This is a genomic window from Micromonospora sp. NPDC007230, assembly GCF_042869115.1.
In the GTDB taxonomy this organism is placed as follows: Bacteria; Actinomycetota; Actinomycetes; order Mycobacteriales; family Micromonosporaceae; genus Micromonospora.
On the sequence record NZ_JBIAFE010000003.1, the window covers coordinates 71,852 to 92,606 of the forward strand.

At 73.4% G+C, this 20,755-nt stretch carries 18 protein-coding genes; 1 reads left to right on the top strand and 17 read right to left on the bottom strand.

Features of this window, described 5'->3' with window-relative positions; all coding sequences use genetic code 11:
* Positions 1–161: 161 nt before the first annotated feature.
* The 8 genes from pyrF to pyrR all read right to left on the bottom strand — a co-directional run bounded on the left by pyrF (position 162) and on the right by pyrR (position 11,132).
* Positions 162–998 carry an orotidine-5'-phosphate decarboxylase gene (pyrF, locus tag ACFYML_RS05555; RefSeq protein WP_387419457.1) on the bottom strand — a complete coding sequence of 279 codons (837 nt, stop codon included), beginning with the start codon at positions 996–998 and terminating at the stop codon, positions 162–164.
* 193 nt (positions 999–1,191) lie between these two features.
* Positions 1,192–2,466 (bottom strand): adenosylmethionine--8-amino-7-oxononanoate transaminase, encoded by a 1,275-nt coding sequence (locus ACFYML_RS05560; RefSeq protein WP_387419458.1) that lies wholly within the window; start codon positions 2,464–2,466, stop codon positions 1,192–1,194.
* 73 nt (positions 2,467–2,539) lie between these two features.
* The gene (locus ACFYML_RS05565; protein ID WP_387419459.1) at positions 2,540–3,577 is read right to left on the bottom strand and encodes a quinone-dependent dihydroorotate dehydrogenase; all 1,038 of its coding nucleotides are present in this window, start codon (positions 3,575–3,577) and stop codon (positions 2,540–2,542) included.
* A gap of 103 nt (positions 3,578–3,680) precedes the next feature.
* A complete protein-coding gene (carB, locus tag ACFYML_RS05570) occupies positions 3,681–7,073 on the bottom strand; it encodes a carbamoyl-phosphate synthase large subunit (RefSeq protein ID WP_387419460.1) in 3,393 nt (1,130 codons plus the stop codon).
* The gene (gene carA / locus ACFYML_RS05575) at positions 7,066–8,241 is read right to left on the bottom strand and encodes a glutamine-hydrolyzing carbamoyl-phosphate synthase small subunit (protein WP_387419461.1); all 1,176 of its coding nucleotides are present in this window, start codon (positions 8,239–8,241) and stop codon (positions 7,066–7,068) included. Before carA ends, carB begins: the two co-directional genes overlap by 8 nt.
* 55 nt (positions 8,242–8,296) lie before the next feature.
* Positions 8,297–9,628 (bottom strand): dihydroorotase, encoded by a 1,332-nt coding sequence (locus ACFYML_RS05580; RefSeq protein ID WP_357442649.1) that lies wholly within the window; start codon positions 9,626–9,628, stop codon positions 8,297–8,299.
* Positions 9,625–10,551, bottom strand: coding sequence for an aspartate carbamoyltransferase catalytic subunit (locus ACFYML_RS05585; RefSeq protein WP_357442647.1), 927 nt, complete (start codon positions 10,549–10,551; stop codon positions 9,625–9,627). Before ACFYML_RS05585 ends, ACFYML_RS05580 begins: the two co-directional genes overlap by 4 nt.
* Complete coding sequence (gene pyrR / locus ACFYML_RS05590; protein ID WP_387419462.1) at positions 10,548–11,132, bottom strand: bifunctional pyr operon transcriptional regulator/uracil phosphoribosyltransferase PyrR; 585 nt, start codon at positions 11,130–11,132, stop codon at positions 10,548–10,550. Before pyrR ends, ACFYML_RS05585 begins: the two co-directional genes overlap by 4 nt.
* A gap of 283 nt (positions 11,133–11,415) precedes the next feature.
* Here pyrR and ACFYML_RS05595 point away from each other — a divergent pair, with 283 nt between their 5' ends.
* Entirely contained in the window at positions 11,416–11,904 is a 489-nt protein-coding gene (locus ACFYML_RS05595; RefSeq protein ID WP_013285505.1) for a transcriptional regulator, read from the top strand.
* 72 nt (positions 11,905–11,976) lie between these two features.
* Here the strand turns inward: ACFYML_RS05595 and nusB are convergent, their stop codons facing one another.
* The 9 genes from nusB to ACFYML_RS05640 form a co-directional block, all read right to left on the bottom strand.
* Positions 11,977–12,387 carry a transcription antitermination factor NusB gene (gene nusB / locus ACFYML_RS05600; RefSeq protein ID WP_187413655.1) on the bottom strand — a complete coding sequence of 137 codons (411 nt, stop codon included), beginning with the start codon at positions 12,385–12,387 and terminating at the stop codon, positions 11,977–11,979.
* Positions 12,388–12,410: 23 nt separating this feature from the next.
* On the bottom strand, positions 12,411–12,968 hold the full coding sequence (gene efp, locus ACFYML_RS05605) for an elongation factor P (protein WP_387419463.1): 558 nt from the start codon (positions 12,966–12,968) through the stop codon (positions 12,411–12,413).
* A gap of 474 nt (positions 12,969–13,442) precedes the next feature.
* Positions 13,443–13,883, bottom strand: coding sequence for a type II 3-dehydroquinate dehydratase (aroQ, locus tag ACFYML_RS05610; RefSeq protein ID WP_387419464.1), 441 nt, complete (start codon positions 13,881–13,883; stop codon positions 13,443–13,445).
* Complete coding sequence (gene aroB, locus ACFYML_RS05615) at positions 13,880–14,959, bottom strand: 3-dehydroquinate synthase (protein ID WP_387419465.1); 1,080 nt, start codon at positions 14,957–14,959, stop codon at positions 13,880–13,882. The genes aroQ and aroB overlap by 4 nt, the downstream gene beginning before the upstream one ends.
* Positions 14,956–15,477: a shikimate kinase gene (locus ACFYML_RS05620; RefSeq protein ID WP_387419723.1), complete on the bottom strand. Its 522-nt coding sequence runs from the start codon at positions 15,475–15,477 to the stop codon at positions 14,956–14,958. Before ACFYML_RS05620 ends, aroB begins: the two co-directional genes overlap by 4 nt.
* Positions 15,477–16,655 carry a chorismate synthase gene (aroC, locus tag ACFYML_RS05625; RefSeq protein WP_387280681.1) on the bottom strand — a complete coding sequence of 393 codons (1,179 nt, stop codon included), beginning with the start codon at positions 16,653–16,655 and terminating at the stop codon, positions 15,477–15,479. Before aroC ends, ACFYML_RS05620 begins: the two co-directional genes overlap by 1 nt.
* A gap of 68 nt (positions 16,656–16,723) precedes the next feature.
* Positions 16,724–17,617 (bottom strand): sulfotransferase domain-containing protein, encoded by an 894-nt coding sequence (locus ACFYML_RS05630; protein WP_387419466.1) that lies wholly within the window; start codon positions 17,615–17,617, stop codon positions 16,724–16,726.
* A 13-nt stretch (positions 17,618–17,630) separates the two neighbouring features.
* A complete protein-coding gene (locus ACFYML_RS05635) occupies positions 17,631–19,169 on the bottom strand; it encodes a lipopolysaccharide biosynthesis protein (RefSeq protein ID WP_387419467.1) in 1,539 nt (512 codons plus the stop codon).
* Positions 19,166–20,755 (bottom strand): O-antigen ligase family protein, encoded by a 1,590-nt coding sequence (locus ACFYML_RS05640; RefSeq protein WP_387419468.1) that lies wholly within the window; start codon positions 20,753–20,755, stop codon positions 19,166–19,168. Before ACFYML_RS05640 ends, ACFYML_RS05635 begins: the two co-directional genes overlap by 4 nt.

A 20,755-nucleotide genomic window follows, 5' to 3' on the forward strand; every position in this document is an offset into this window, starting at 1 on the left:
TAGCGCGACGGGCGGAGCGCACCGTCGCTTCTGTGAAACGTGGTGTCGCTGGCAACCAAAGGGGTCCGTGGTTCCCAGCGCGGGGAAAACTAGCGGGCAACGGAGTTTTCGGCAACGTGGACGCGCGAAGATCAACGTAAAGTGACCGAGCCGTCAGTCAGTCATGAAGTGGCGAGGGTCGTCCGGCACTCCGCCAGCACCCGCTCGGCGGCGGCCCGCAGGGCGGCCACCTCGGGCCCGGCGTGCAGCACCTCACGGGAGTACGACGGCAGCACCGACGGCAGGCTGGACCCGAACACGGTGCGCAGGTCGGCCGCCGTGGCACCCTGCGCGCCGAGCCCCGGGGCGAGCAGCGGACCGTGCACGGCGGAGAGGTCGTGACCGGTGTCCCCGATGGTCGCGCCGACCACCAGCCCGAGGCTGCCTAGCGGCTCGGCACCCCGGTTGAGCTGGGAAATCTCGTCGATCACGGTCTGCGCCACGGTGCGCCCGTCGGCCGCGACGGCCCGCTGCACGGCGGCGCCCTCGGGATTCGAGGTGAGCGCCAGGACGAAGACGCCGCCACCGTGCGCGGCGGCCAGCTCGAACATCGGCGCGAGTGACCCCACCCCCAGGTACGGGCTCGCCGTGACCGCATCGACATACATCGGGCTGGATGGATCGAGGTACGCCGCGGCGTACGCGCTGACCGTGGAACCGATGTCGCCCCGCTTGACGTCGAGGAGAACGAGCGCGCCCGCCTCCCGCAACTGTCGGATAGTTGACTCAAGCACGGCGATCCCGCGGGACCCGAAACGCTCGAAGAAGGCCGACTGCGGCTTAACCACCGCGACCCGGTCACCGATCGCCTCCACCACCGTCCGGCTGAACCGGTCGAGGCCCGCGACGTCGTCAGCCAGCCCCCAGCGGGCCAGCAGCCCGGGGTGCGGGTCGATACCCACGCAGAGCGGTCCCCGCTCCGCCACGGCCCGGTACAGGCGGGCGCCGAAGGTCTCCATCGCGTCTCTCCCTCTCCGTCGCGCGGCGTCGCGCCGCGGCGTGCGTCGGTGTCACCCTGTCGCCGCCCGTCCCCGGGTCGGCCGTCCGTGCTGTGCGCCGCCGCCGGCCGCCCACGCGTCCCGTCGAGGGCCGCCGCCGAGGTGTGCCGGCGCGGGTCCCTGGCGGGCCGCCGGGGGCGGCCAGCGGGCCGGCTCAGCCCGCCTTGACCGCCGCCTCGATGCCGGCCACGATCCGCGCCACGTCCGCGTCGTCGGTGACGTACGGCGGCATGGTGTAGACGAGGTCCCGGAACGGCCGCAGCCACACGCCCTGCGCCACCGCGGCGGCGGTCGCCCGGGGGAGGTCCACCTCGTGGTCGAGCTGGACCACGCCGATCGCGCCGAGCACCCGGACGTCGGCCACGCCCGGGGCGTCGCGCAGCGGCGCCAGGCCGGCCCGCAGCCCGGCGGAGATCCTCGCCACCTGCCCGGCCCAGTCCCCGGCCGCCAGCAGGCCCAGGGAGGCGTTGGCGACCGCGCAGGCGAGCGGGTTGCCCATGAAGGTCGGACCGTGCGCCAGCACCCCGTCGGCCGAGATGCCGTGGGCCACCTCGGCGGTGCAGAGCGCGGCGGCCAGGGTGAGGTAGCCGCCGGTGAGCGCCTTGCCGACGCAGAGCACGTCCGGGGCGACCCCGGCGTGCTCGGCGGCGAACGTCGTCCCGGTCCGGCCGAAGCCGGTGGCGATCTCGTCGAAGACCAGCAGGATGCCGTGCGCCCGGGTCACCTCGCGCAGCACCCGCAGGTAGTGCGGGTGGTGGAACCGCATCCCGCCGGCCCCCTGCACCACCGGCTCCACGATCACCGCGGCCAGCTCGTCGGCGTGGCGTTCCACCGCGTCGACCAGGGCCGCCTCGTACGCCGGGTCGGGCGGGGTGTCGAAGCCGCCCGGCGGCACCGGCGCGAAGACCTGCCGGGGCAGCACGTCCCCCCAGAGGTGGTGCATGCCGCCCTCCGGGTCGCAGACGCTCATCGGGTGGAATGTGTCGCCGTGGTAGCCGCCCCGCCAGGTGCCCAGCCGGCGGCGCTGCGGCCGCCCGGTGGCCCGCTGGTACTGGAGGCACATCTTCACCGCCACCTCCACGCTGACCGAGCCGGAATCGGCCAGGAAGACGTGCTCCAGGCCGTCCGGGGCCAGCTCGACCAGGGTCCGCGCGAGGCGTACCGCGGGCTCGTGGGTGAGGCCGCCGAACATCACGTGGCTCATCCGGCCGAGCTGGTCGGTGACGGCCGCGTCCAGCACCGGGTGCCGGTAGCCGTGGATCGCCGCCCACCAGGACGACATCCCGTCCACCAACTCCCGGCCGTCGGCCAGCCGCAGCCGTACGCCCCGGGCGCTCTCCACCACGTAGGGCGGGCTGGCCGGCGGCAGCGCCGCGTACGGGTGCCAGACGTGCCTGCGGTCGGTGGCGAGGATCTCCTCGGGCGTCATCGGGCTCTCCTTCGTCTCCTCGCGGCCGGGCCGCGCGTCGGGCCGGGCGCAGCTTCCCCGCCCGGCCCTCGCCTCACCGGTGGCCGGCCGGCACCGTCGCCGGCGCGGCTGCCCGGGCGACCGACCGGACCAGGGCCGGACCCCGGTAGATGAAACCGGTGTAGAGCTGGACCAGGCTCGCGCCGGCGTCGAACATCCGGGTCGCGTCGTCCGGGTCGAGGATGCCGCCGACCCCGATCACCGGCAGCCGGCCGCCGGTCTCCCGGTGCACGAAGGCGACCACCTCGCGGGCCCGCGCGGCCAGTGGCCGGCCGGACAGGCCGCCGGTCTCCGCACCCCGCGTCCGGTCGGCCGGGGCGAGCCCGTCGCGGGCCAGGGTGGTGTTGGTGGCGATCACCCCGGCCGCGCCCCGGTCGAGACAGACCGCCAGCAACTCGGCGATGGCCGGCTCGGTCAGGTCGGGCGCGATCTTCACCAGCACCGGCTTCTCCCCCACCAGCGCCGCCAGCAGCGCGTCCAGGTGGGACCGGTCCTGCAGGGACCGCAGGCCGGGGGTGTTCGGCGAGGACACGTTGACCGCGAAGTAGTCGCCGTGCTCCCGCAGCGCCCGGTAGGACGCCAGGTAGTCCTCGACCGCCTCGTCCAGCGGGGTCACCTTGGACTTCCCGAGCGAGATCCCCAGGGGTACGCCGATCGGGCGTGGCAGCGCCGTCAGCCGGGCCGCGAGGGCCTCCGCGCCGGCGTTGTTGAAGCCCATCCGGTTGACCACGGCCTCGCTGTCCCGCAGCCGGAACAGCCGGGGCCGGGGGTTGCCCGGCTGAGCGTGCGCGGTGACGGTGCCGACCTCGACGAAGCCGAAGCCGAGCGCCGGCCAGGCCGGCAACGCGACCCCGTTCTTGTCCATTCCGGCCGCGAGCCCGACCGGGTTCGGGAAGTCCACTCCGAACACGGTGCGCGGCGCGGACCAGAGGTAGCGGGCCCGCAGCGCCGCCAGCACGGCCGGCCGCCCCGACACGGAGGCCAGCCGGTCCAACGTCCACTCGTGCGCCCGCTCGGCGTCCCCACCCCCGATCCGGAACAACTGCGGCCGCACCACCCGCTCGAAGATCACCCCGCGCCTCCTCGGCCCCGGGCCCCGTCGATCATGAGGTGGACGACGATGTCGATCTCCTCGACCGCCGCCAACCTCATGATCACCGCGAGGGTGCCGGCGGTCACTGGGCGGCTCGCAGGGTGGCGTGGAGGTCCTGCAGGGGGCGGACGCGCATGTCGCCTCGGATGCGGGCCTCGATGCCCATCACCGCGGCCGCGGCGCCGGGGACCGTGGTGATGCAGGGGATGTCCGCGGTCACCGCGGCGCTGCGGATCTCGTACCCGTCGGAGCGGGCGCTCGCGCCCGAGCCCTGCGGGGTGTTCACCACCAGAGCCACGTCGCCGCCGAGGATCAGCGACACCGCATCCTCGCCCGCACCGGCCTCGAAATGCTTGCGGATCTGCTCGCAGGCGATCCCGTGCCGGCGCAGCACCTCGGCGGTGCCGGTGGTGGCGACGATCTCGAAGCCCAGGTCGGCCAGGCGCTTGATCGGAAAGACCATCCCGCGCTTGTCCCGGTTCGCCACCGAGACGAAGATCTTGCCGGCGGTCGGCAGCGACCCGTACGCGGCGGACTGCGACTTGGCGAAGGCGTGCCCGAAGTTGGTGTCGATGCCCATCACCTCCCCGGTGGACTTCATCTCCGGGCCGAGCAGCACGTCGATCCCCTTGCCGGCCGGCGTACGGAACCGCTTGAACGGCAGCACCGCCTCCTTGACCGCGATCGGGGCGTCGGCCGGCATGGTGCCCCCGTCCCCGGTCGGCGGGAGCATCCCCTCGGCGCGCAGCTCGGCGATGGTGGCGCCGAGCGCGATCCGGGCCGCCGCCTTGGCCAGCGGCACCGCGGTCGCCTTGGAGACGAACGGGACCGTCCGGGACGCCCGCGGGTTCGCCTCCAGCACGTAGAGCATGTCGCCCTGCAGGGCGTACTGGACGTTCAGCAGGCCGCGCACGCCGACCCCGCGGGCGATCGCCTCGGTGTAGCGGCGTACCTGGGCCAGGTGCGAGCCGGCCAGGGTGATCGGCGGCAGCGCGCAGGACGAGTCGCCGGAGTGGATGCCGGCCTCCTCGATGTGCTCCATCACGCCGCCCAGGTAGACCTCGCCGTCGGCGTCGCAGAGCGCGTCCACGTCGATCTCGATGGCGTCGTCGAGGAAGCGGTCCACCAGCACCGGGTGGTCGGGCGAGATGTCGGTGGCCCGGCCGATGTAGTCGCGCAGGGTGGCGTCGTCGTAGACGATCTCCATGCCCCGCCCGCCGAGCACGTACGACGGGCGGACCAGCACCGGATAGCCGATCTCGTCGGCGATCGCCTTCGCCTCGTCGTAGGAGGTGGCCGTGCCGTGCGCCGGAGCGCGCAGCCCGGCCCGGGCCAGCACCGCGCCGAACGCGCCCCGCTCCTCGGCCAGGTGGATCGACTCCGGCGAGGTGCCGACCACCGGGACCCCGGCGTTCTTGAGCCGCCGGGCCAGGCCGAGCGGGGTCTGCCCGCCGAGCTGCACGATCACGCCGACCACGCCCGGGCCGCCGGCCGCCCGGCCGGAGGAGTCCTCGGCGTGCCAGACCTCCAGGACGTCCTCGAAGGTCAGCGGCTCGAAGTAGAGCCGGTCGGCGGTGTCGTAGTCGGTGGAGACGGTCTCCGGGTTGCAGTTGACCATCACGGTCTCGTAGCCGGCGCCTTCGGCGCCGGAACCGGATGCGGGGGCGGTGCCGATGGGCGCGCTGCGCAGCGCCTGGACGGCGTGCACGCAGGAGTAGTCGAACTCGATGCCCTGCCCGATCCGGTTCGGCCCGGAGCCCAGGATGATCACCTTGGGCCGGTCCGAGGGCGCGACCTCGGTCTCCTGGTCGTACGTCGAGTAGTGGTAGGGCGTGGTCGCCTCGAACTCGGCGGCGCAGGTGTCGACCGTCTTGTAGACCGGGCGTACCCCCAGCCGGTGGCGCAGGGCCCGGACGCCGTCCTCGCCGGCCAGCTCGGGGCGGAGCGCGGCGAGCTGCCGGTCGGACAGCCCGGCCCGCTTGGCCCGGCGCAGCAGGTCGGCGTCGAGCACCGGGGTGTCGACGATCTCGGCGCGCAGCTCGACCAGCGCCGCGATCTGGTCCAGGAACCAGGGGTCCATCCCGCCGGACGCCTCGGCGACCTCCGCGATCGAGGCGCCGAGCCGCAGCGCCCGCTCCACCGTGTAGAGCCGGCCGTCGTGCGGCATGCGCAGCGCGGCGAGGGTGTTCTCCTTCGTCGCGCCCTCGGGGTCCGGCCGGGTCCAGAACCCGCCGGCCTTGGTCTCCATCGAGCGCATCGCCTTGTTCAGCGCCTCGGTGAAGTTGCGGCCAAGGCTCATCGCCTCGCCGACCGACTTCATGGTGGTGGTCAGCTCCTGGTCCGCGCCGGGGAACTTCTCGAACGCGAACCGGGGGATCTTCACCACCACGTAGTCCAGCGTCGGCTCGAACGCCGCCGGGGTCTTCAGGGTGATGTCGTTGGGGATCTCGTCCAGGGTGTAGCCGATGGCCAGCTTCGCCGCGATCTTGGCGATCGGGAAGCCGGTGGCCTTCGAGGCCAGCGCCGAGGAGCGGGACACCCGGGGGTTCATCTCGATCACGACGATCCGGCCGTCGGCCGGGTTCACCGCGAACTGGATGTTGCAGCCGCCGGTGTCCACCCCGACCTCGCGCAGCACCGCGATGCCGAGGTCGCGCAGCCGCTGGTACTCCCGGTCGGTCAGGGTCATCGCCGGGGCCACGGTGACGCTGTCGCCGGTGTGCACACCCATCGGGTCGACGTTCTCGATCGAGCAGACCACCACCACGTTGTCGTGACGGTCGCGCATCAGCTCGAGCTCGTACTCCTTCCAGCCGAGCACGCTCTCCTCGATGAGCACCTCGTGCACCGGGCTGGCGGCCAGGCCGGCCCCGGCGATCCGCCGGAGGTCCTCGTCGGTGTGCGCCATGCCGGAGCCGAGGCCGCCCATGGTGAACGACGGCCGGATCACCACCGGCAGGCCCAGCTCGGCGGCGGTCTCCTCGACCTCGGCCATCGAGTGGCAGACCCGGGAACGGGGCACCAGCGAGGACGGGTCGTCGAGGCCGATCCGGACGCCGGCCTTGGCGACGATGTCCTTGAACAGCTGCCGGTCCTCACCGCGCCGGATCGCCTCGATGTCGGCGCCGATCAGCTCGACGCCGTACTTCTCCAGGACCCCGGCCTCGTGCAGGGCGACCGCGGTGTTCAGCGCGGTCTGGCCGCCCAGGGTGGGCAGCAGCGCGTCGGGACGCTCCTTGGCGATGACCAGCTCGACGAACTCCGGGGTGATCGGCTCGACGTATGTGGCGTCGGCGAACTCGGGGTCCGTCATGATCGTCGCCGGGTTGGAGTTGACCAGGCTGACCCGGATCCCCTCGCTGCGCAGCACCTGGCAGGCCTGGGTGCCGGAGTAGTCGAACTCGCAGGCCTGCCCGATCACGATCGGCCCGGAGCCGATCACCAGGACGTGCTTGAGGTCGGTCCGCTTAGGCATTCTTTCCGCCTTCACTGTGATTCAGGTCGAGGCCGCGGCCCTCGATCAGCTCGGCGAAGCGGTCGAAGAGGTAGTCCGCGTCGTGCGGGCCGGCCGCCGCCTCCGGGTGGTACTGGACGGTGAAGGCGGGCACATCCTTGGCCCGCAGCCCCTCGACCACGTTGTCATTGAGGCAGACGTGCGACACCTGGACGCCGCCGAACGCGGTGTCGATCACCTGGTCGGGGACCACCGCCCCGGCCTGCGCACCGGGCACCTCCACGGCGAAGCCGTGGTTGTGGCTGGTCACCTCGACCTTGCCGGTGGCCCGGTCGAGCACCGGCTGGTTGATGCCGCGGTGCCCGTAGCCCAGCTTGTAGGTGCCGAAGCCGAGTGCCCGACCCAGGATCTGGCTGCCGAAGCAGATGCCGAAGAGCGGGATCCGCCGGGTCAGCACCTCCCGGGCCAGCGCCACCGGACCGTCGGCGGTGGCCGGGTCGCCCGGGCCCGGCGAGAAGAACACCGCGTCCGCCCCGGTGGCGAGCAGGTCCTCGATGCTGGCGGTGGCGGGCAGCACGTGGGTGGTCACCCCGCGCGCCGCCAGCCGGCGGGGCACGTTGCGCTTGATGCCCAGGTCCAGCGCGGCGACGGTGAACCGGTGCGGGCCCTGCGCCTCGATCACGTACGGCTCGACGGTGGTCACCTCGGCGGAGAGGTCCGCGCCGACCATCTGCGGCGACCGGCGCACCCGGTCGAGGAGGGCGGCCGGGTCGTCGTCGACGCTGGAGATGCCCACCCGCATGGCACCCCGCTCGCGCAGGTGCCGGGTGAGCGCCCGGGTGTCCACGCCGCTGATGCCGACCACGCCCTCGGCGGCGAGCCGGTCCTCCAGGCCACCGGTGGCCCGCCAGTTGGAGCCGATCCGAGCCGGATCCCGCACCACGTACCCGGCGACCCAGATCCGGCCGGACTCGTCGTCCTCGTCGTTGACGCCGGTGTTACCGATGTGCGGCGCGGTCTGCACCACCACCTGCCGGTGGTACGAGGGGTCGGTCAGGGTCTCCTGATAGCCGGTCATGCCGGTGTTGAAGACCGCCTCACCGAAGGTCTCCCCGACGCTGCCGTACGCCTCGCCGTGGAAGGTGCGCCCGTCCTCGAGGACGAGGATCGCGGGCCTGCGCTTGGTCACTGTGCCGGCCTTTCGTTCGCGACTGCGGGACTCCGCTTCGCTGCATTCCTCGCGCTCACTTGACTGCCTTTCCGTCCAGGACCGTCGGCTCGCCGCGCAGGAAGGTCGCCACGATGCGACCTGGCAGCGTCATGCGGGCGTACGGGGTGTTGCGACTGCGACTGGCCAGCTCCGCCGGTTCGATGACGCGGCGGACGGCCGGGTCGACCAGGGTCAGGTTGGCCGGCACGCCGGGGGCCGGGTCGAGGCCGTGCCCGTCCAGCCCGGCGATCCGGGCCGGGGCGCGGGACATCCGCTCGGCGATCAGGTCCCACTGCGGGCCGACCACGTCGAGGGCGATCGACAGCGCCGTCTCCAGGCCGAGCATGCCCGGCCGGGCGTACGCCCACTCGCACTCCTTGTCCTCCACCGCGTGCGGGGCGTGGTCGGTGGCGATGATGTCGATCACGCCCTCGGCCAGCGCGGCCCGCAGCGCGGCGACGTCGGCCGCGGTCCGCAGCGGCGGGTTGACCTTGTAGACCGGGTCGTAGGGAGCCACCGGGCTCCAGTTGTTCGCGAGTGCGGGGCTCGCAAGCTCACTCCGCCCGCTCACGACCTCGTCGGTGAGCAGCAGGTGGTGCGGGGTCACCTCGGCGGTCACCTTCACCCCGCGCGCCTTGGCGTGCCGCAGCACCTCCACGCTGCCGGCCGTGGAGACGTGGCAGACGTGCAGCCGGCTGCCGACGTGCTCGGCCAGCAGCACGTCCCGGGCGATGATCGCCTCCTCGGCGACCGCGGGCCAGCCGGTCAGCCCGAGCCGGGTGGAGACCTCGCCCTCGTGCATCTGCGCGCCCTCGGTGAGCCGCGGCTCCTCGGCGTGCTGGGCGATCACCCCGTCGAACGCCTTGACGTACTCCAGGGCCCGGCGCATCAGCTTCGGGTCGGCGACGCAGTGCCCGTCGTCGGAGAAGATCCGCACCCGGGCCGCCGAGTCGGCCATCGCGCCCAGCTCGGCCAGGCGCTCGCCGGCCAGGCCGACGGTGACCGCGCCGATCGGCTGCACGTCGACCAGACCGGCCTCCCGGCCGAGCCGCCAGACCTGCTCGACCACGCCGGCCGTGTCGGCGACCGGCGAGGTGTTGGCCATCGCGCAGACCGCGGTGTAGCCGCCGAGGGCCGCGGCCCGGGAGCCGGACTCGACGGTCTCGGCGTCCTCCCGGCCGGGCTCGCGCAGGTGGGTGTGCAGGTCGACCAGGCCGGGCAGGGCGACCAGGCCGGTGGCGTCGACCACCGTGGCGTCCGGCGCGGTCAGCCCCGCGCCGGTCTCCGCCACGACGCCATCGCGGATCAGCAGGTCGGTCGGCGCGCCGCCGACCACACTCACGTTCCGGATCAGGTACGCGGTCACCGGTTGTTCCCTCCGAGCAGCAGGTAGAGGACGGCCATCCGCACGGAGACCCCGTTGGCGACCTGTTCGACGATGGTGGAGCGGGGTGAGTCGGCGACCTCGGGCGTGATCTCCATGCCCCGGTTCATCGGGCCGGGGTGCATGACGATCGCGTGCTCGGGCAGCCGGCGCAGGCGCGGCCCGTCGAGCCCGTAACGGCGGGCGTACTCGCGGGCCGAGGGGAAGTAGGAGTCGTTCATCCGCTCCCGCTGCACCCGCAGCATCATCACCACGTCCACACCGGGTAGAACGGCGTCGAGGTCGTAGGAGACGTCGGTGCCCGGCGCGAGTGCCGGCGAGATGTCGACCGGGATGAGGGTGGGCGGGCCGACCAGGGTGACCTTGGCGCCGAGGGTGGAGAGCAGCAGCACGTTGGAGCGGGCCACCCGGGAGTGCAGCACGTCGCCGACGATCGCCACGTGCAGGCCGGCGAGCCGGCCCAGCCGGGCGCGCATCGTGTACGCGTCGAGCAGCGCCTGGGTGGGGTGCTCGTGGGTCCCGTCGCCGGCGTTGACCACCGACCCGTCCACCCAGTTCGCCAGCCGGTGCGGGGCGCCGGAGGCCGGGTGCCGGACGACCACCGCGTCGGCCCCCATGGCCTGCAGGGTGAGGGCGGTGTCCTTCAGGCTCTCGCCCTTGGTGACGCTGGAACCCTTCGCGGAAAAGTTGATCACATCGGCGCTGAGCCGCTTGGCGGCCGCCTCGAACGAGATCCGGGTCCGGGTGGAGTCCTCGTAGAAGAGGTTCACCACGGTCCGGCCGCGCAGCGCGGGCAGCTTCTTGACCTCGCGACCGGCGACGGTGGCCATCTCGGCCGCGGTGTCCAGGATCTGGGTGGCGGTGGCCGCGTCCAGGTCGCCGCCGGAGAGCAGGTGGCGGATCATGACGGGTTACCCCCGTAGAGCTTGACCTCGTCGGCGCCGTCGGTCTCGGCGAGGGTGACCTTGACGCTCTCGGCGAGCGCGGTCGGGATGTTCTTGCCGACGTAGTCGGCGCGGATGGGTAGTTGCCGGTGGCCGCGGTCGACCAGGACGGCGAGCTGCACGGAGGCCGGGCGGCCGACGTCGCTCAGCGCGTCGAGGGCGGCCCGCACGGTACGGCCGGAGAAGAGCACGTCGTCGACGAGGATCACCCGCCTGCCGTCGATCCCGCCCGGGGGCAGGTCGGTCGGGCCGACCGCGCGGGTGGCATGCCGGCGCAGGTCGTCGCGGTAGAGCGTGATGTCGAGCACGCCGACCGGAACGGTCACGTCCTCGAAGGTGCTGATCCGGGCGGCGAGGCGCCTCGCCAGCGGGACGCCGCGGGTGGGAATGCCGAGCAGCACGGTCTCGGCGGCGCCCTGGGTCTTCTCGAGGATCTGGTGGGCGATGCGGTCGACCACCCGCGACACGTCGGCGGCGGTGAGGATGACCTTCACCGAGGGTTGTCGTGGCGGCGACGTACGGGCAGCCGGTGGGTAGGCCACGGCGGACCTCCTTCCCCGCCTCACGGGACGGGTCGTTAAAGGATGTCTGGTCTTCCGGCGGGCCGCAGGCGGCCCGGACCGGGGCTTCACGCCACGTTACCAGCGGTCACCGGGCCGACCGTCGGCGGTACTGACCCCCGGGTCAGGTCGGCGAAACCGGGACAAGTCCCCCGCCTGCCCCAACGGTAACGTCACGAGCACTTGACCCGGTGTCCCAATCCCCGTACCGTCACGCTCCGTAGCGATAGCTGGGAGAACCCCGAGCAGCACTGGGAGTGTCCGAATGCCCTCTGAATACGCCAAGTCGCTGGGCGCCCGCCTGCGCTCCATCCGCCAGCAGCAGGGTCTGTCCCTGCAGGGGGTGGAGGAGAAGTCGAACGGGCGGTGGAAGGCTGTGGTGGTCGGCTCGTACGAGCGTGGCGACCGGGCCGTCACCGTGTCCCGCCTGGCGGAGCTGGCCGACTTCTACCGCGTTCCCGTCTCGGAGCTGCTGCCCGACGGCAGCGGGGTGCGCCACGAACCCACCAGCAAGATCGTCCTGGACCTGGAGCGGCTCTACGACGAGGCCTCCGAGGACCTCGCGTATGTCGCCCGGTACGCCCGCGCCATCCAGCAGCAGCGCGGCGACTACAACGGCCGGGTGCTCTCCATCCGCGCCGACGACCTGCGGGCCCTGGCGATCGTCTACGACGCCTCGCCGTCGGGTCTGATCGAGCGGCTGACCGAGCACGGCGTGCTGGTCGCCGACCCGCGCGCGTTCTTCGCGTCCTGACCCGCTGTCGCCACGACGAGGGCCCGTGCCGGACGGCACGGGCCCTTTCGTCGTCGGTGGCGGCGCCGCCGGTCAGCGGGTGGCGTACTCGGCGATCCGGCCGAGGATGCCGTTGAGGAAGCGCGGCGAGTCGTCAGTCGACATCTGCCGGGCCAGCTCGACGGCCTCGCTGATCGCCACCGCGTCGTCGATCTCGTCGACGTAGAGCAGCTCGTAGACCGCGATCCGGGCCAGGTTACGGTCGACCACCGGCATCCGGTCGAGCGTCCAGCCCTCGGCGTAGCTGGCGATCAGCTCGTCGATCCGGTCGAGGTGCGCCGCGACGCCCTCGACCAGGCCCACCGCGTAGCCCAGGTGCTCGGGGCGGGGCTTCTCGATCCGCTCGATGTACCCGGCCAGCACCTCGACCGGCGGACGGTCCCGCAGGTCGGCCTCGAAGAGCACGTCCAGCGCCCGCTTGCGCGCCTTGCGGCGCGCCGGCATCTGCTGCTTGGGAGCCTCAGCCATCAGGCGCGGCCGAGGTAACGGCCGTCGCGGGTGTCGACCTTGATCTTCTCGCCGGTGGTGATGAAGAGCGGCACCTGGACGGTCGCGCCGGTCTCGACGGTGGCCGGCTTGTTGCCGCCGGTCGACCGGTCGCCCTGCAGACCCGGCTCGGTGTAGGTGACCTCGAGCACGACCGAGGTCGGCAGCTCGATGTACAGCGGCACACCCTCGTGGGTGGCGACGGTCGCCTCGGCCTCGGGGAGGAGGTAGTTGGCGGCCTCGCCGACGGTGCCGCCGGGGACGCTGATCTGGTCGAACGTCTCCAGGTCCATGAAGACGTAGTCCTCGCCGTCGGCGTACAGGTACTGCATGGTGCGCTTGTCGACGGTGGCGGTGTCGACCTTGGTGCCCGCGTTGAAGGTCTTGTCGACCACCTTGCCGGACAGCACGTTCTTCAGCGTGGTACGCACGAACGCACCGCCCTTACCGGGCTTGACGTGCTGGAACTCGACGACGGCCCACAGCTCGCCGTCGAGGTTGAGTACCAGGCCGTTCTTGAGGTCGTTGGTGGTGGCCATTTCCTGCCTTGATCATCAATTGGCGGACAGACCCAAGAAGTCTACAAGCTGTGTCGAACCGGGTCCGCCGCGCTGCGCGCGGGGCCGGCCGGGTGCCCGCCCGACGGCCGGCCGAACGTGCCGGACATCACCCAGAGCGACAGTCGTGTCCACCGGAGGCACCGACCGCACCCGCCTTTGCTCTGCAGCCATCGGCGCAACACACACGCTCCGTGACGAACCCGGGCGACGATCCGGGCGGGGCCGGAGCCGGTCGTTGCAGCTCAACCGAGTGATGCGTGGATGGCTGCAGAGCAAAGGACGGTGACCACCCCGCAGCGGTGCGGCAGACCCGGCAACGGAACGTGACGAAGATGACGAACACGGAGAGCCACTGCCGGCGGCACGGGTGCGGGGCCGATCGTGCTCGGGGCGGGCGGACCGCGCGGACGGGCGAGCCGGCGCGGGCGGCAGGGGGCGAGCCGCCGGGACGGGTCAGGCGTCGCCGGCCAGCCGGGCGGCCAGGTGGCGCAGGGCGAGCCGGTAGCCGTCCACGCCCAGGCCGCAGATCACCCCGGTCGCCACCGCGGAGACCACCGAGTGGTGCCGGAACTCCTCGCGGGCGTGGATGTTGGAGATGTGCACCTCGACCAGAGGGCCGCGGAGCATGGCGCAGGCGTCCCGGACCGCGATGGAGTAGTGCGACCAGGCGGCCGGGTTGAGCACCACCGCCGCCCCCTCGTCGGCCGCCGCGTGCAGCCAGCCCAGCAGCTCGTGCTCGGCGTCGGTCTGCCGGACGACCACGTCCAGCCCCAACTCCCGGCCGGTGTCCACGCACAGGGCCACCAGGTCGGCGTAGCTGGTGACGCCGTACACGTCGACCTGACGGGTGCCGAGCCGCCCCAGGTTCGGCCCGTTGAGCACGTACACCCTCATGAGCTGATCTCCCGGTAGGCGGCGTGCAGCAGCTCGTCGTCCGGGCCCTCCAGGATCGCCGGGCGGGCCAGCCCGTCCAGCACCACGAAGCGCAGCGTGTTCCCGCGGGCCTTCTTGTCCACCCGCATGGTGGCCAGCAGGCGCTGCCAGGCGTCGGCCCGGTAGCTGGTGGGCAGGCCGAGCAGGCCCAGCACCACGCGGTGCCGCTCGGCGGTGGCCGGGTCCAGCCGGCCGGCGAGCCGGGCCAGGGTGGCCGCGTAGACCAGGCCCACCGCGACGGCGTGACCGTGCCGCCAGCGGTAGCCCTCGACCTTCTCGATCGCGTGGGCCAGGGTGTGCCCGTAGTTGAGCACCTCGCGTACCCCGGACTCGCGCAGGTCCCCGGAGACCACGTCGGCCTTGACCCGGATCGCCCGTTCGATCAGCTCACGGGCCACCGGTCCGGCCGGGTCGACGGCGGCGGCCGGGTCCCGCTCGACCAGGTCGAGGATCACCGGGTCGGCGATGAAACCGCACTTGACCACCTCGGCCATCCCGGCGGCCAGGTCGACCGGGGGCAGGGTGTCCAGGGTCGCCAGATCGCAGATCACCCCGGCGGGCGGATGGAAGGCGCCGACCAGATTCTTGCCGGCCGCGGTGTTGATCCCGGTCTTGCCGCCCACCGCGGCGTCGACCATGCCCAGCAGCGAGGTCGCCACGGGCACCCAGCGCACCCCGCGCAGCCAGCAGGCCGCCACGAAACCGGCCAGGTCGGTGACGGCGCCGCCGCCCACCCCCACCACGGCGTCGGTACGGGTGAAGCCGGCCGCGCCGAGCCGGTCCCAGCAGGCGGCGGCCACGTCGATGTGCTTGCCCGCCTCGGCGTCCGGCACCTCGATCAGCAGCGGCGCGACGCCAGCCGCCCGCACCTGTTCCGCGATCCCCTCGGCCAGGCCCTTCAACGCCGGCGCGTGCAGGAAGGCCACCCGTTCCGCGCCGGGCAGCAGCCGCGGCGGCGGGGTGAGCAGGTCACGACCCACGAGCACCTCGTACGGCCGCTCGCCGCCGACCGGGATCCGGGTCACCTCGTCGGTCATCGCGCCGCCCGCTTGTCGGCCGTGAGCAGGGCGGCGATTTCGCCGGCGAGCTCCTCCGGGGTGCGCCCGTCGGTGACCACGGTGGCGGTCGCCACCTCGGCGTAGAGCGGCCGGCGCTGCTCCATCAGGTGCTTCAGGGTGGCCCGGGGGTTGAGCGCCAGCAGTGGCCGGCCGGCGCCCAGGCCGACCCGCTTCACCGCGTCGGGCAGCTCCACCGACAGGTGCACGACGGTGTGACCGATCAGCGCGGCGCGGTTTTCCTCGGCGAGGACCGCGCCCCCGCCGAGGGCGAGCACCCCGGGGTGCGACGCCAGCGCCGCCGCCACCGCCGCCCGTTCGAGGGTACGGAAGTGGTCCTCCCCCTCGTCGACGAAGATCTCCGGGATCGGCTTGCCGGCGAGCTGCTCGATGTCGGTGTCGGTGTCCCGGAACGCCACGCCGAGCGCGGCGGCGAGCGCCAGCCCCACCGTGGTCTTGCCGGACCCGGGCGCCCCGACCAGCACGCAGACCGGCCGGATCACCGGATCACCAGGGCGTCGAGGTAGCCGGCCAGGTTGCGGCGCATCTCGGCGACCGAGTCGCCGCCGAACTTCTCCACCGCGGCCTCGGCGAGCACCAGGGCCACCATCGCCTCGGCCACCACCGCCGCGGCCGGCACCGCGCAGACGTCGGAGCGCTGGTTGATCGCGGTGGCCGGCTCCCCGGTGGCGACATCGACCGTGGACAGGGCCCGGTTCAGCGAGGAGATCGGCTTCATCGCGGCCTTCACCCGCAGCGGTTCACCGGTGGTGATGCCGCCCTCCAGGCCGCCGGCCCGGTCGGTCACCCGGCGCACCCCGGCGGCCGTGGGCAGGATCTCGTCGTGCGCCTCCGAGCCGCGCGAGCGGGCCTGCTGCCAGCCGTCGCCGATCTCCACGCCCTTGATGGCCTGGATGGACATCAGCGCGGTGGCCAGCCGGGCGTCGAGCTTCCGGTCCCACTGCACGTGGCTACCCAGGCCCGGCGGCACCCCGTACGCGAGCACCTCGACCACGCCGCCCAGGGTGTCGGCGTCCTTCTTCGCGGCGTCGACCTCGGCGACCATCCGGGCGCTGGCCTCCGGGTCGAGGCAGCGCAGCGGGTCGGCGTCGATCCGCGCGGCATCCTCCGGGGCCGGACGCAGGCCGGGCTTCACGGCGACCGGGCCGAGCTCCACCACGTGGGAGACGATCTCCACGCCGAGCGCCTGCTTCACCAGGGCCTTGGCGACCGTGCCCACGGCGACCCGGGCGGCGGTCTCCCGGGCGCTGGCCCGCTCCAGGATCGGCCGGGCGTCGACGTGGCCGTACTTCTGCATCCCGGCCAGGTCGGCGTGGCCCGGTCGGGGACGGGTGAGCGGAGCGTTGCGGGCCTGCCCGGCGAGCTCCACCGGGTCCACCGGGTCGGCGGCCATCACGGTGCGCCATTTCGGCCACTCGGAGTTGCCGACCCGGATCGCCACCGGGCTACCCAGCGTCACGCCGTGCCGCAGGCCGCCGATGATCTCGACCTCGTCCTGCTCGAACGACATCCGGGCGCCCCGGCCATAGCCGAGCCGGCGGCGGGCCAGCTCACCGGAGATCTCCGCGGTGGTCAGCTCGACGCCGGCGGGCACCCCGTCCAGCATCGCGACAAGGGCGGGTCCGTGCGATTCACCTGCAGTCAGCCAGCGCAACACAGCGGTCAGTCTGTCACGCCCGGTGTCCGCCCCGATGCTCCGCCCACCGTGTCCCGCCCTGCGGACGGTCAGCCTCCCCAGTCGAAGGTCAGGCCCAGGCGGTCGGCGAGGGCCGCGTTGTACGGCGCGTAGTACCGGGTCAATTCGTCGCGCACCGCCGCGTCCATGGCGCTGCTGCGCCGGTCGTTGAACACCTCGTACCGGTCGAGCTGGTACGGCGGCAGCCCGAGGACGTCCAGCACCCGCGCGTACGCGGCGGCCGGCTCCCGGTAGAACGTCTCGCTGGGCAGGATGAGCAACTGCTCCCGGTCGAACCGGTCCAGCCACGGCTCCAGGTGCTCCAGGTACCGGCCCCGGGCCCGATAGCTGTACCAGTCGTAGGCGTTGCTGACGTACGTCGGGTCGGCGATCAGCTTCTCCCGCTCCCCCGCCGTGCGCTCCTCCTCGGCCGCGAGGGCTTCGGCGAAGCCGAGCGGCTCCACGCCCTCGGTGCGCCGCTCCTTCCAGTGCGAGTACGCCCGCTCCACCGGGTCACGCAGGAGCACGATGAGCTTCACCGCCGGGATCAGCTCGGCCACCCGGGCCGGAGCGAGGGGGTGGAACATGTACAGCGGCGCGGCCTCCCCCACCCGGGTCGGCCCGCCGTGCCGGCGTTCCAGGGCCCGTCGCTGCCGCTCCGTCGGGAAGTGCGAGCGGTACCAGGCCTCGCCCCGGGAGTGGGTGTCCTCGAAGTAGTGCGAGGTCTTGGTGTTCCAGGCCGGGAAGAGGCGTGGCACCAGGGGGTGCTCCAACAGGTACCGCCAGAGCGACGTCGTCCCGCCGCGCTTGGTGCCGATGACCAGGAAGTCCGGCAGCGGCCTCCGGTCGCTGGTCCGTTCCCCGTAGCGCACCAGCGAGCTGCGCACCCCGCTCAGCACCGGGGCGGGCACCAGCGTCTTCACCCGGTCCCGCAGCGTCGTCATCCTGTCCTCCTCGTCATCGGGGTGGCCGCCCCAACAGGGTGGGCACGGTGGTGCGCATCCGCCGGCGTACCTTGGGGTGCAGCAGCAGCGCGACGGCGAGCAGCGCCACCACCCCGAGGGTGAGGAACAGGCCGGCCACGCCCCGACCGGCGACCGCCGCCCCCGTCCCGGCCACGACGGCGGTGCCCGGCGCGGCGGCGACCGCCGCGCGCAGCACCTCCCGCGTGATCAGCGGCTCACCGACCACCCGGCGGGCGGCCGCCGTGGCGATCACGTTCTCCACCACGATGCCGGCCGTCCAGGCCGCCGCCGCGCCGAGCGCACCGTAGGGCGGAATCAGCACCAGGGCCAGCCCGACGTTGAACACCAGGCCGGTCGCAGCGGCGAGCAGGTGCCGCCGGCTGCTGCCGCTCATCAGCAGCAGGGTCTGCACGATGCCGGTGCCGGAGTTGACCATCATGGCGCCCGCGAGGACCGCCATGGCGGACGCGCCGGCGGTGAACTCCGCGCCGAACAGCCACAGGAAACCCGGGGCGAATATCGCCAGCAGCAGGTACCCCGGCCAGGACAACGCGATGATCCAGCTGGTGATCCGCCGGTAGACCAGGACCGCCTCGACCCGGCGGCCCTGCCCGAGCAACCGGGACAGCTGCGGCGCGACGGCCACCCGCAGGCCCTGCATGACGAGCAGCCCGGCGAGGGCGTACCGGCCGACCGCGCCGATCACGCCGGCCTCGGCCTGGTCGGCGAGGGCGGCGGTGAGCAGCACGGTGAGCCACATGCTGCTGGCGTCGATGGCCGCCGACGCAGCCCGGGGCAGGGCGAAGCCCCAGAGCGTGCGCCAGTCCTCGCCGACCGGGCGCAGCGCCGCACCGGCAGCGAGGCCGAGCGGGCGGACCAGCAGCGCCGCGCCGACCAGCCCGGCCAGCAGCACCGGGGCGAGCCAGCCGGCGAAGACGGCGGTCACCCCCGCCCCGGCGGCGACCGCGGCGAGCACCAGCGCGGGGCGGGCCGCGGGCAGCAGGACGTACTGCACGGCGACCAGGGCCGTGACCGGGCGGACCGCGCGGACGGCGGCGAGCAGCAGGGTCATCGCCACCACGAACGGCAGACCGGCGAAGGCCAGCCGGAGCAACTCCTCGCCCCCGGTCGTGCCGGGATCGAAGAACACCGGCGCGAGCAGCCCGGACAGGGCGGCGCCGGCGGCCGCCACACCGACGGTGAACAGCAGCGCCGGCGACAGCGCGACCGGCAACAGGCGGGCCGCGTCGCCGGTTCGGCCCGCCGTGCGCCGGGGCAGGGCCCAGACCAGCGCCGTGTCCGCGCCCGCGCAGCAGAGCGCACCCAGGACGGTGACGACGCCGATCGCGGTGAACATCGCGCCGGAGCCGGCGGGTCCGAGTCCGCGGACGATCACCACGGTCAGCACGAAACCGAGCAGGCCGTTGACGGCCGCCCCGGCCAGTCCGACCATCCCGCTGCGCGTGCTGCGGCGGACCTCCCGCTCGCCGGCGGTCGCGGGCGCGCCCGGCACGGCCGTCGTACCGGTCACGGCGTCCCTCCCTGCCGTGGCGCCTCGGGCGCCGGACGATCCATGACGGCGTCGGGCGGTGGCGAAACGACCGGGTCGGCCGGCGCCCGGGGCTCCGGCACGACCGGCGACGGTGCGCGTGCGGCCACCGGGTCGGGCGCGCCGGTTGCCGGGCCGGGCACCGGGGCGGCGGTACGCAGCGGCACCGCGGCCACCCCGGCCCGCGCGGACGGCTTCCGCCGGCCTGGCACCGCCGCCCGGCCGAAGCCCCTGGTCCGCCACGACCGCAACGGCGCCGGGCGGGACATGGCGGACGGGCCGAGCGCGGCCCGGTTGACCGGCCCGGCGACCGCGGCCAGCCCGGCGCCGACGGCGAAGAAGATCACTGACAGGTTCGGGTCGATGTACGCGTACACCGGAATGACCACCAGGGCGATCACCGGGACCGTGCTCAGCCAGAAGCCGGCCGGCGACACCGCGGCGGCCAGCCGCCGGGCGGCCAGCAGCAGCCAGGACAGGAAGACGAACAACGCCGGGATGCCGTGGCTGTAGAGGATCTGCCAGATCAGCCCCTGGGTGCCGAGTGGCTCCTCGGCCAGCGTGGTGTCGACGCTCTTCGGCGCGCCGTAGCCGAGCAGCGGCGAACGCTCGACCGCCTGCCAGGTACGCAGGTACAGGTCCATCCGGTCGACGTTGGTGTCGGTGGTGCTGACCCGTGCGTTGATCATGTCCTGGACCGGGACCACGAGGCTGACGATCCAGACCAGCAACACCAGCCCGGCGATGGAGAGAATGAGCCGGGCGTTGCCCCGGAGCAGCGCGCGCAGGGCGAGGTAGAGCAGGCCGGCGCCGAGGCCGAGGAACATGCCGCGGTTGAGCGTCAGGAACGCCGGAACCACCGACAGCGGCAGCGAGAGCCAGAGCGCCCGCCGGAACCGGCCGGTGCGCACCGAGGTCAGGTACGCCAGCACGCACGGCACCAGCAGGGCGTACGCGGTGCCCCAGTTGTTCGTGTACGGGTACGGCGCGGCCGTGCGGTAGATCGGTGCCCGGGAGACCGGGTTGAACTCGTTGAGCCGCACGTGGGTCAGCGCCTGGATGTACCGCTGCCCGCTGACGCCGTGCGGCAGCGCCAGCTCCACCGGGGTGGTCAGCGCGAAGGTGGGGGCGAGCACGGCCAGCCAGCCCAGCGCCACGATGCCGAGCCAGTACCAGCCCAGCGGGCGCAGCACCCGCTCCCAGGCGGTGCCCTCCCGCACCAGGGTGTGCACGTACACGCCGACGATCAGGGCGGTCACCAGGAAGCCGAAGCGCAGCCCGAAGGTGAGGTAGGCGGTGGCCCGGTCCAGCCGGCTGGCGCTGAGCAGCACCAGGGCGAGGAACAGCAGCCAGCAGGCGCTGCCGGCGGGCAGCGGGACGCGACCGCGCGCGACGAGCAGGGCGAGCAGCACCACGCCGAACACCGACCAGCCGAGGTAGAACGCTCCGAGCGCCCACCACAGCGGCATCAGGGCGAACATCAGGGTCAGCGGCCAGACCGGCAGCGGCGCGGCAGGCAGCGGCCGCAGCCCGGACGCGCCGCCGCCCGCCGGTCGCGAGGCGCTCAC